Annotated in this window: 11 protein-coding genes; 4 read left to right on the forward strand and 7 right to left on the reverse strand. The window is 37.3% G+C overall.

Annotated features, from left to right (window positions below):
- Nucleotides 1-46 precede the first annotated feature (46 nt).
- Nucleotides 47-1,480: an oligosaccharide flippase family protein gene (locus CYCME_RS06965; protein WP_020932601.1), complete on the reverse strand. Its 1,434-nt coding sequence runs from the start codon at nt 1,478-1,480 to the stop codon at nt 47-49.
- Nucleotides 1,481-1,800: 320 nt separating this feature from the next.
- On the opposite strand from CYCME_RS06965, the gene CYCME_RS13320 reads away from it, so the two are divergent.
- From CYCME_RS13320 to CYCME_RS06985, 4 genes are all read left to right on the forward strand, one after another.
- A complete protein-coding gene (locus CYCME_RS13320) occupies nt 1,801-2,037 on the forward strand; it encodes an acyltransferase family protein (RefSeq protein WP_020932603.1) in 237 nt (78 codons plus the stop codon).
- A gap of 57 nt (nt 2,038-2,094) precedes the next feature.
- Nucleotides 2,095-3,221, forward strand: a protein-coding gene (locus CYCME_RS06975) for an IS3 family transposase (protein WP_420480295.1) whose coding sequence is annotated in 2 segments (ribosomal slippage) — nt 2,095-2,362 and nt 2,362-3,221 — 1,128 coding nt in all. Because the reading frame shifts where the segments join, the coding sequence is not laid out codon by codon here.
- Between the two features lie 92 nt (nt 3,222-3,313).
- Complete coding sequence (locus tag CYCME_RS06980) at nt 3,314-4,111, forward strand: acyltransferase family protein (RefSeq protein ID WP_236886368.1); 798 nt, start codon at nt 3,314-3,316, stop codon at nt 4,109-4,111.
- A 338-nt stretch (nt 4,112-4,449) separates the two neighbouring features.
- On the forward strand, nt 4,450-4,989 hold the full coding sequence (locus CYCME_RS06985) for a ferric reductase-like transmembrane domain-containing protein (RefSeq protein ID WP_041932926.1): 540 nt from the start codon (nt 4,450-4,452) through the stop codon (nt 4,987-4,989).
- 41 nt (nt 4,990-5,030) lie between these two features.
- Here CYCME_RS06985 and CYCME_RS06990 read toward each other — a convergent pair whose 3' ends face one another.
- The 6 genes from CYCME_RS06990 to CYCME_RS07015 all read right to left on the reverse strand — a co-directional run bounded on the left by CYCME_RS06990 (nt 5,031) and on the right by CYCME_RS07015 (nt 11,149).
- Complete coding sequence (locus CYCME_RS06990) at nt 5,031-6,074, reverse strand: Gfo/Idh/MocA family protein (RefSeq protein ID WP_020932608.1); 1,044 nt, start codon at nt 6,072-6,074, stop codon at nt 5,031-5,033.
- A 38-nt stretch (nt 6,075-6,112) separates the two neighbouring features.
- A complete protein-coding gene (locus tag CYCME_RS06995; RefSeq protein ID WP_020932609.1) occupies nt 6,113-7,156 on the reverse strand; it encodes a Gfo/Idh/MocA family protein in 1,044 nt (347 codons plus the stop codon).
- A complete protein-coding gene (locus CYCME_RS12820) occupies nt 7,153-8,190 on the reverse strand; it encodes a methyltransferase domain-containing protein (RefSeq protein ID WP_144276111.1) in 1,038 nt (345 codons plus the stop codon). The genes CYCME_RS06995 and CYCME_RS12820 overlap by 4 nt, the downstream gene beginning before the upstream one ends.
- Before the next feature lie 3 nt (nt 8,191-8,193).
- Nucleotides 8,194-9,114, reverse strand: a complete 921-nt coding sequence (locus tag CYCME_RS07005; RefSeq protein WP_020932611.1) for a glycosyltransferase — start codon at nt 9,112-9,114, stop codon at nt 8,194-8,196.
- A 61-nt stretch (nt 9,115-9,175) separates the two neighbouring features.
- Complete coding sequence (locus tag CYCME_RS07010) at nt 9,176-10,063, reverse strand: hypothetical protein (RefSeq protein WP_020932612.1); 888 nt, start codon at nt 10,061-10,063, stop codon at nt 9,176-9,178.
- A gap of 87 nt (nt 10,064-10,150) precedes the next feature.
- Nucleotides 10,151-11,149, reverse strand: a complete 999-nt coding sequence (locus CYCME_RS07015) for a glycosyltransferase (protein ID WP_020932613.1) — start codon at nt 11,147-11,149, stop codon at nt 10,151-10,153.
- Nucleotides 11,150-11,173 lie beyond the last annotated feature (24 nt).

The following is an 11,173-nucleotide window of genomic DNA, read 5'->3' on the forward strand; positions in this document are numbered from 1 at the left end:
CCAGCGTAAAGCATATGCTCTTAAACTGAAATGCACCCCGTCTAACTTATACCTTTCCTTTTTTTTTATTTTGTCCTATGACCATAGCCTGTACTTCTGAGACCTTAACCACCTGGAGTAAAAACATCATTGATATAAAAAACACTAATGAGAAAAAACCAACTTCAATTCGAGAATAACCACTGAACTCGATCAAGCCAATACAGATGGCACCTACACCAAAGATTTTCAAAACTTTTGTAGTGTTTATTATCGTCCATAATTTAAAATGATAATAAGAAAAAACCGCTGCAATTAGTGAACTTATAACAACCGAAAAAGAGACTCCTTTTGCAGCCATTGTTGGAATTAGAATTACAGCACTTAAAAGAAATGACAACATGGCAATACTTGCCACTAGAAGGTTCTCTTTCGTTTTAGAATTTACCATTGCCACTGCATGCCCCAAACGCACAACATTAAGGGGAATCAAGCTAATCGAAATAATACAAAAATTGACTGCTACCTCAGAAAAACTTTGCCCCAACAATAACAGGAGCATCGGTTCACCAACAGAATTAATCATTATTAACGTTAGCACTGTTATAACTGTAAGGTAGACAAACATTATTCCTAACCATTTATCTCGTTTTGTATACTCACCCAGTGAGTGCAGCGTATTTATTGATGGGATCAATACAGTCGACACTTGGCTAAAAAGTGCATATAACGCTAAAAACATAGCATTAGATAAGTGGTAATAAGCAACTTCTTCTGAAGCAGAGGTGAAAAATGAAATAAGAATTTCGCCAGTACGAAAAACAACCATTAATATTAAATTAGAAGCAAAGAATGCGAGGCCAAACTTAAGGTGCTTATAAAAGTCTGGAAACTGGTCTACTGCCGCATAAAAAGAAAAATATTTACGCGCTAAAAATAACAACACAACTACTAGAATAACCTCAACTACTCCTAGTGCGTACACTGAAGTTTGTAAACTCAAGTTACTCAAGTACCCAACCATGATTAGCACAAGTAGTAACCTGGAAGAACTATCATGAAACAAATATGATGGCATTTTATTTAACCCGTAGAAAAGATGTGTACACGAAAGTGAAATCGTTGCTAAAACGCATGTGGCACACAATACGATTATGGTATTCATATCAAAATCGGGACGAAAATGGGCCAATGAAAAAAATAAAAAGGCGAATAGCACCAAAGAAATAAGTAAACGAAAAATAAAAAACTGGGTAAATAAGCCTTGTATGCGGATGGTTTGCTTGCTTGCTTTAAACTCAGGTATAAAGCGCCCAAATATAGGTAAGCCACCTAGTGCATTGGATAGAATAAACACACCTAAAATAGAAAGCATTATTGCAAAATCCCCGTATAATTCAGGTCCCATCATTCTTGGAATCAATGCAAGAAAGAGAAAAAGACCAATAAATTCCGCCCCTTTCCAAAGAATTACCTTCAGAGTATCTTTATGAGTAAACATATCTATATTTTTCTGTCACTTTTCAAAATTAAGTACCCTCATAATATAATCCCTTAGTAACAACCGAAAAAAAGTAGATACTAAACCACTTTTAGTAATTGCTTTGATCGCATTCCGCCAACTACCTTATAAGAACGCTCAGCATTGTATGACCAGAGCCACCGTGTGGCCAATAATTGAGCTTGTTCAAACAAACAACCAATCCTCTTTCTGACACACATTTATGAGTGAGTTGACGATTCTGTGTAAAACGTTAGTATGAATACGGGTAGCGTTTATTGCACTTACATTATTAGGTAATTAAAGGGATTTTCATATTCATGAGACTAAATTATTTTGATTACTTTAGAGCTATAGCAATAATCATCATTGTAGCGGGCCATTCGTTCTCGTTATGGGTTATAGATACTTTACCCGAAAAGGTACTGGCAAACATAATAACTGGTGGAACATCTCTTTTTGTATTTATATCGGGCTTTTTTTTTCATCACATATTCTATAAAAACTTTAAATATCAAATATTCATCCTGAAGCGGTTCCGCTCATTAGGACAGTAAAAGCCGTTAGTTAAGGAGTTATTTTCTGTATTATTATTTAAATAGAGGACACAGAAGATGAGCAGAAAAAGACGTAACCATTCACCAGAATTTAAATCAAAAGTAGCATTAGCCGCATTAAAAGGCGACCAAACACTGTCTGAATTATCCCAGCGGTACGGGATTAATAGCAACTTAATTGTTAAGTGGAAGAAACTACTATTAACACAAAGCAGTGAAGTCTTTGCTTCAGGTAAAGGTTTAGCGCCAGATAGAGAAGCTGAAATACAAAGTCTACAGGCTAAGATAGGCCAGTTGACAATGGAGAATGATTTTTTGTCCAAAGCGCTCGATCATTAGACCGGGCGCACAGAAAGGTCATGATTAATCCAAACTCCGTGTTGTCACGTACCCGGCAATGCCAACTACTCAATATTCATCGATCAAGTACGTATTACCGTGCAAAGCCCATCTCAGACGATGATCAGGCGACGATGAGGAAAATTGATAAGCTTCATCTGGATAAACCATTTTTAGGCTCACGAAGGCTTACCGACACCCTAAAAGAAGGTGGTGATCGTATTGGGCGTAACCGTGTTATTCGTTTGATGCAGTTAATGGGTATTCAAGCAGTTTATCCAAAACCACGAACCACTAAACGTAACCCTGACCATAAAGTCTACCCATACTTGCTCAGAAACATGAGTATTAACCAACCTAATCAAGTTTGGGCAACGGACATCACCTACATTCCGATGGATAAAGGGTTTAGCTACCTCACAGTGATCATGGACTGGCACAGCCGAAAGGTATTAAGCTGGCGACTATCAAACAGTATGGACGTGAGTTTTTGTATAGATGCCCTTGAAGAAGCCATTCACCACTATGGTTGCCCTGATATCTTTAATTCAGATCAAGGCAGCCAGTACACCAGTGGTGAATTTACACAGGTGTTAAAACACCACCAAATTAGAATCAGTATGGATGGTAAAGGCGCTTGGCGCGATAATGTGTTTGTTGAACGTTTATGGCGTAGCGTGAAATATGAAGATGTGTATCTCAATGCATATGAGTCGATGACGCATGCCAGATCATCATTAGGAAAATGGGTAAATTACTACAATCAACAACGCAAACACCAAACTTTAAAGGCAACACCCGATCAGGTATATTATGAAACCATCATGCCGTTAATCGCGGCATGATTAACTGGGAAAATAACTCCTAAGCAGGTTGTCCTAATTAGTGGAACCACTTCTTCCAGAAAAAAATAAAAAATGTATTATTTCCATATTTAATTCTCTCAACATTAGCATTTTTGGTAGTTGTAATTATCTTAGGTGATGATTTTTTTCAACAAGCCAAAAACTTAAACAGCTTTTTAAATTATTTTACTTTATATTTCAAGTACCTATGGACAGGGAAAGTCTTAACTGCATATTGGTACATCCCATTTATAATGCTTACTTTTGCTTTATCTCCTATATTTCTTAAATTTATCGAGCTAAAAAAAAATAAACAGCTTCTTACTTTATTAACTCTATTATTTTTTTCAATGCTAGTACACCGACCAGAAGCAAATTTATCACCATTTCATTCATTTATTTATTTCACTCCTATTTATCTACTAGGGATATTTTTTTCAATACACCAAGATAAAGCCCTGCATTTTTTAGAAGGAAAAATCATATTGTTAGGTATTGGTGTAGTGTCTTTAGCATTATTACAAATCAAATCTCACGGTTCATATGGGAACTACCATAAAATGGACATGTTTTCATACCATGGGATTGACAGAATCATTATTCAAAAAATATTATTAATCTTTTTTATCATTGCTTTATTGCAAAAATTTGCCAATAAGCAGATTCAAGTGTTGAAATACCTTGCTTCGCTTAGTTTCCCGATATTTTTCATACATCCTTGGATCACATTTTTTATAAAATACTCCGCTATTTATGAGTACCTATTATTTTTACCAGGCTTCGTTATATTTATCATAATAACAACTAGTGCTGTTTTGGGTAGCATATTGGTTGCCGGCCTCATCAAACTCATCTTTAAAAAAAGAAGTAGTTATATTATCGGATGGTAAAACCATTTATTTCACGTTCACGAACGTCTGACATCACATCAACCTTTTATTGTGGTTTTATTGATGTGTTGCAGTAACCGGTTGAATCCATCTCGGTTACTTATGGGGGGGATTACATACAACAAGCCTAAGTATTTTAGGCTAAACTTAATTACACGTAGGCCATCCTCTACTCAACTGCAGTACAATACTTTTCACCAGCACATTATAACTAATTAATACTTATGCCTTCATCAACTAGAGTATACAACCACATAACATTATGCCTCATTAGTATTGGGTTAATTACTTTGTTCTATACACAAATCGACGAGGAAAGAGAGCGGTTTTTATGGAGTATGTCTACAGCATATGTTGCTCTAATTCTTCTAGGCGTATCCGCAATAATTGGCCCAATAAAGTTACTCATTAACAATAAATCGTTACCAATATCAATTTATCTACGACGAGATATTGGTATTTGGGCAGGAATTATCGCACTACTACATGTCTTTTTTGGTCTTCAGGGTCATGTCGGAGGAAAGTTTTGGTACTATTTCATAGCCCCTCCGGAGGCTAAATACAGTTTCCCATTACGTATCGATGCTTTTGGACTTACAAGCTACCTAGGGCTTGGTGCAACCTTAATAATTATAATGCTACTTTATTTATCTAGAGATAAAGCAATCAAAAAATTCGGTGTTCGTAAGTGGAAAAAACTCCAACGATTTAGTTACATAGCTATATGCATGACCTTATTACATAATCTCATTCTATTAATCATAGCTAATAGAAATTTAGGGTTTATCGCTATTTTCTCAGCAGTCTCACTATTGATTATAGTGTTTCAATACTTAGGCTATAAGAAGGTCTTACAAAAAAATGCCAGTAAACTATAAGTATCTATTAGTCAAATTTCAAGCTAGACAACAAATTGGCATTACACCAATTTAATCGGTCCTTTTCTTTCATTCGACTGATATGCCGCATGCATAAGGGCTAACGTTTTCAAATTATCCTCTGCACTACAAGGTGGTGTAGCGCCTTGCTCCAGAGCATCCAAAAACAGTTTAAGAAGGTGGCTTGTAGCATTTGGAAATAAATCGAGGGGGTCTGATGCAATTTTAGTAGCCTTTTCTCCTTTATGAAGAAATGCATTCCCACCTAAAGAAACATCTAAATTTATATAAGGCTTTCTTGTACCTCCTTTAATACCACCTTTTAATTCAATATTACCCCCTAAACTTGTCTCTACTGTACCTTCACTACCATCAAGTCGCATATCTAAATAGCGATGTCGCCCTTTTGAATATCTATCAAGAATGATGTGCGCCACACGATCACCCGAGAACTCTAACTGTATTAAATTTAAATGGTCGGGACCATTCGGGTTATTACCTTTTGGAAATCTTGCATAAATAGAAGTTGGTTCTTCATCAAAAAAATAACGGCACAAATCTAGTACATGAATACCAAATTCTTTACATGTCCGCTGCACATCATCGCCACGCCAACCAGCTTCCGTTTCATCGGATACATAAAAAGTTTGATGTGCTGTCAAAAACAATAGTTCACCAAAGTCTGCCGTATTTATTTTTTCTTTAGCCGCTTTATGAATATTCATAAAGCGAAACTCCTGATTAATCACTACTTGTCTATCGACTGATTTCGCTAAAGCGATGATTTCTTCGGCTTCGTCAATGCGAACAGTAAATGGTTTTTCACAAAAAACATGGCAACCAGACTCAAGCCCAAGTTTTGTTTGCTCAAAATGGAAGTCCGTTGGAGTTGCAACTGTCAATATATCTGGGCGCGTTTCATTAAGTAACTCTTCTAATGAGTCATAAACAGGAAAAGAAAATTCGGACTTCGTTGCATAAGGGTCGTAACCACCAACTATCTCTACATTAGGTAGTTTTGAATATGCTGGTATATGTATTTTTTTTGCCGCTTCACCTAAGCCAGCAATTGCTATTTTGTACATTAATTTCTCCTTTAATCAAACGTCAAATTCCGTCTCAATTAAATATTTTCATCTAATACAACAGCAGAGCCTGTTTTTGAACTTTCATAAATACCATTAACAATTTCTATTGCACGATATCCATCTTCTGCATTAGCAATAACTGCGCCCTCTGATTTGCCATTCGTTAAGGCTATAAAATCATCCAATTCATCAACAAACGTTTGTATTACGGTAGTTTGCCAACCCTTGAATTTTTCTCTAAAGATAGCGGGTAGATAAAAATTTCGTTTTGTCTTTTTTGGGCCACCCTTATGTTCCATAGTTATGACGGTAGACATCATAGGAGCATAATATGCCCTAGCCATGCCTTTACTACCATAGGCCTCTATCGAAAAGTGGTAGCCTTTCCATTCTGTCCAGCTGCTGTGAAGACTAGCTACGACACCATTATTTCCACGTAATAAGGCAAAACCATTATCTTCAGATCGATCAAGCTTCCAAATATCGGTAAGAGCAAACCCATAAACACTTTTAACGCCCCCCATCAGGTGCTGCGTTAAATCTAAAACGTGTATACCATTATCCATCATGGTTCCACCACCCATAATATCTTTATCGTACATCCAAGGCGCTTTAAACTCTGATAACCCGGTGTGCCCTCCATATGCCCGGATATAACTTAATTCACCTATATCCCCTGACTGAATAGCTTCTCGAACCGTTTTAATTGCATCAAAATATCGGTGGTTAAAACCGACTGTTAGTGTTTTATTTTCTTTTCTTGCCGTCTCCAACATTTTTTTACATTCATCAAGTGAGCTGGCCATCGGCTTTTCCACAATCACGTGTTTGCCGCCTTCTAAACAAGCTACTGCTTGATCTAGGTGAAAATTTGGTGGTGTAGAAATAATAACTGCATCACATGCATCGGACATAGCCAGCGCTTCAAACGAATCGAAAACTTGAACATCTTTGCCGACAGTATCTTTTATACTTTTATCTATGTCATAAACTGCTGTAAATGAACAGTTGGCTGATTGCTCAAGCGCCTTGATTCGAACACGCCCAATACCACCAACACCTATTAATCCAAATCTCATATTCCATCCTTTGTTTTGATATTATTTTTAATAAATGTCATTTCAAATGCTGGCCCCAGTAGAAACAATAAATGCCTCAACGGCCCAAATGTTGTTAATTTCTGATATATCGAAATCAATATTCTATCTTGAAACGGATAATTTTTTGTAGATGAAAGTATTACCTTTTTCGGCCCTGCATTAAGCAAGCTAAAATGACCTAACAGCATTTTTCTAATCCTTAACGGGGAAATCAAATGAATATATCGAAGAGAGTCGATACCCCTTATTTTCACCAATAACCACGTTCGAATTCCTTTAGGGAAGAGCCCTATCCCCCAAAGCCTTGTTGTAGCATTTGGGCCAATAAAGAATCGATTTGAGCCTGACACCCATAATTTTCCATTATTTTTTAACTGCCGGCTCATTTCTTTAAGTGCTGCGTTTATATTGTAAACATGTTCAAGCACATCATTGGCAACAACATGGTCAATACTTTTATCCTTGAATGGTAGATTTTCAACATCCGCACATATCAAAGTAGATTGCACACCTGCCTCATCCAAACGTTTTTTTGCAATCACAAGCCACCGTAAAGCGATATCAACACCAATAGTAGCCACGTAAATACCATTTGCAGCCTGTAACAGCCCCCCTGAGCCACATCCAACGTCAAGCAACACTGTTGATTTATTTGGCTCTAAACTATCAATTAATGGGCCGGCCTGGAACGGAGCATTTAAAACATAAGCAGTATAACGCCTTGATAATTCAATAGGAACATCATCCGTAATTTGATAATAAAACTCAACAAGCTCATTAAATGAGAGTTCCTTACTTTTTTCAAATAAGCGCTCAGCTTTGTCTCTTTCTTGCTGTAGCGTTAAGTATTTATCCGAACGCAGCCTAAAGTCAGGAATACCGAATAACACAGGAAAAGTCATATCGCATGCCGTGCACTGATATGCTTGTTCCATTTCATTAAGACCTAGTTTGCATTTTGGGCAAACTAACAAATCCAAAACATGGCTCTCAACTAGCGATACGTCAGTCACTTGTTACTCAATTTTTGCCAAAGCATCGCCCGGACCAAAAATGTAACCCTGCATTTCTCCCAAAGCCCATATAATTGTAAAAACAAACAAGGTGGGAAGTGCGGATTTAAATTCTGAAAAAAAACGTCCCTTTGAACGCATTTGTTTATACATTCTAAAAAGCAATAATGGAGGAAGGGCTACCGTTGCTGCACATGCACTTATACGATGCAAGTAATCACTTTTCTTAAACCTCAATCCAGCATAATAACGAGAATAAATGAATCGCTGTTTAGCGAATAAAGCAAAACTAAACTCTTTAGAATGGAATAATTTTATATCATTGGTTGAATATAGTTTTTTCCCGTTTTGAAGTAATACGGGATGAACGGTGGTCTCCCAAAAACCACTCGTCAACAGATTCCTATCTAAGCCCTTAAGTACACTGTGCCTATAACAGACATTCATTCCTGGAATAACATCCGATTCACCTTCTTGAACTGGCGAAAGAAAGAAGCTGTATTCGCATAAAAAAGTAGCCCAGTCTAATGGGGTTGCGGTGACTCCATTTTCAACACACCCGCCAACCGCAACTGTATCTGGAGAAGCTTTCTGAAATGCATCATAAAAGCTAGCTAACCAATTTTTTGAAGGCACATTATGGTCTTCAATAACCACAATAAACTCCCCCTTTGCCTTGTCAAAAGCCAACGTGCGTAACATCGGTAATGACATTGTTGGTGGGCAAGGTAACAAAGTGATCTGTGGATAGTTCTTCCGGATAGTATCACTCACGGTTGTATGCATCCGATCCGCAATAATAATTTCGTATGAGTGATTACCTTCTTGGCTGCTTAAAACATCAATTGCCTCAAGTACCCTATCAGCATCTTCGGTACTTACTAAACCAATAAGAATAGAAAAAGTTGGGTTATCTAGTTTCATAATTTTTTTAAAATAAAGTTAGTTGTCGTTATTCACTTTGTGAAACTTACGTCTGTAACGACTAATCAAGACTTTCACAATATTGCCTTCCACCTACAGCATAGCCCATCATTTCACCAAAAGACCAAGCCACTTCAGATTGAACAATAAAAAAAAAGAAACGAAAGAAGCTCTTTTTAAGCTCAGGGTCTCTTTTAACACCTTTAAAAATTCGCCAAATGCGTAAAAAGGGTAGTAAAAAAACAAGCAACAAACAGAGTACCCTTGGTGGCTGGCCCCGATTATCAAACCTAGTTGCAGCAAAACAGCGACCATGAACATAACGACGGTGCATATAATGCTTATATGCAAATGACTTGTAATAACACACAGCCATATCATTATATTTGTGAACTGTAATTCCTAGCTCTTTTTCAGCACGCCAAACCATAAACGTTTTATAAAACCCCTGTCTCGAAATATCCACTTTGTCATCTAGCAAGCTTCTTTTAAAAACTATATTGTTACCAGGAACTTCATTAAGAATGACTGGTGTTGGTTTCATAAATTGGGCATATTCTATTAAATAACCAATGATTCGTTTATCGTTTAAATCCCAACCCGGCTCAACATCACCACAGAACAACTCTGTTTGATCATTTATTTCACTTAAAACTCGATCTTTCCAGCCTTTTTCAGGGGGGCACTTGATATCTAAAACAGCGATATAATCACTTTGGGATTTAGCAATAGCGGCACCCCATAATTGCAAAATAGATGTTCCTTTGTCACATTGATGCAAAAAAATATTACTTGGCAGCGACGCCGTATCTAATGGAAATACCTGATCATAGGCAATATGAATTGCCACATCTGCATTATCAACCAAGCCATCGTCCATTAGTGCTGCAACAAATAAATCTGCGTCATACGTGCCTTTTGCCGCAACAACAATATCTACTTTTAGCACCCTAACATCCCTACCAGTAATGATTTCAAAAGATACCTGCTTTTTAAACTTGCTTATAAAGCATGCCTGAGGAGCTAACTAGCTCATTCATTTTTTAACCGCTTTTTCTAGTACCGCAAAAGCAAAAGCGGTCGAGCTATATAGGTAATAGAACTGATGGTATAAAAACCCACCACAGGTAAATAAAAAGCCCTTTCTTCGATTAAAAAAGCTTATAAAGTTACTATTCGCTATTAGCCCAACAATAAGCATTCCTACAGCCACCCACCACGTTAATAAACCAAAAAGTGATGCTAGCACCACCAATACTAACGACATCGCCAGTACTGCTCTAATACGCTCACCTACACCAACATTTAGGTCATTTGTCAACTTCTCCTGCCTAATCATAAGACGCGACCATGGGATTGCGCGGCGGAAAAACTCGGTATGAACCAAGTTAATAAAACGCCACACTTTAAGGTGACTACATTGTAACTCCGGTATTAATGAAATACGCCCACCAGCCGCCCTCAGTCGATAACCTAATTCAATATCTTCAATAGAAGGATGTTTGAACTGTTCAATGTCAAAGCCACCTAATTCTAAAAACTTTTTTGTCCTAACCGCACCACACCCAGACCAAAAGGTTGAAGCATCTTGGCTTGCTTGCTGATGATAATAATGGTGAACCATATTCTTATATTGGGATAAAAAATTCTGAGCAGGGGGCGCATCATCATATGAACCAAACACAGCAACTATCTCCTCATTTTCGAACCCTTGCTTAAGCTTAACAACCGCATCACTGCTGACAACAACGTCAGCATCTACAAACCAAACAATGTCACCCTTTGCCTGTTCAACAGCTATATTCCGTGCTGCACCTGGCCCTTTTCGGCCACCTGACTCAAGTACCCTCGCACCAAATTCTTTAGCCAATACCATTGATTCATCCAATGATCCGTCATCAATAACAATAAGCTCAAGAACTTCACCTTTTTGCAACATATCAGCAAGAGGTGGCAAGCTTTTTTCAAGAAACCCTATCCCGTTATAAACAGGCATAATGATGCTTATAGTCGGGTTATTTTTGTTATTTGCCATTATGAGTCCTTAAATTCCTATACA

The sequence above is a fragment of the Cycloclasticus zancles 78-ME genome, from assembly GCF_000442595.1.
Classification (GTDB): domain Bacteria; phylum Pseudomonadota; class Gammaproteobacteria; order Methylococcales; family Cycloclasticaceae; genus Cycloclasticus; species Cycloclasticus pugetii.

Bases quoted from the DNA above. Each gene is read 5' to 3' on its own strand.
- CYCME_RS06965 (WP_020932601.1), bottom strand. From the start codon at position 1,480: ATGTTTACTCATAAAGATACTCTGAAGGTAATTCTTTGGAAAGGGGCG.
- CYCME_RS13320 (WP_020932603.1), top strand. From the start codon at position 1,801: ATGAGACTAAATTATTTTGATTACTTTAGAGCTATAGCAATAATCATC.
- CYCME_RS06985 (WP_041932926.1), top strand. From the start codon at position 4,450: ATGTCTACAGCATATGTTGCTCTAATTCTTCTAGGCGTATCCGCAATA.
- CYCME_RS06990 (WP_020932608.1), bottom strand. From the start codon at position 6,074: ATGTACAAAATAGCAATTGCTGGCTTAGGTGAAGCGGCAAAAAAAATA.
- CYCME_RS06995 (WP_020932609.1), bottom strand. From the start codon at position 7,156: ATGAGATTTGGATTAATAGGTGTTGGTGGTATTGGGCGTGTTCGAATC.
- CYCME_RS07005 (WP_020932611.1), bottom strand. From the start codon at position 9,114: ATGAAACTAGATAACCCAACTTTTTCTATTCTTATTGGTTTAGTAAGT.
- CYCME_RS07015 (WP_020932613.1), bottom strand. From the start codon at position 11,149: ATGGCAAATAACAAAAATAACCCGACTATAAGCATCATTATGCCTGTT.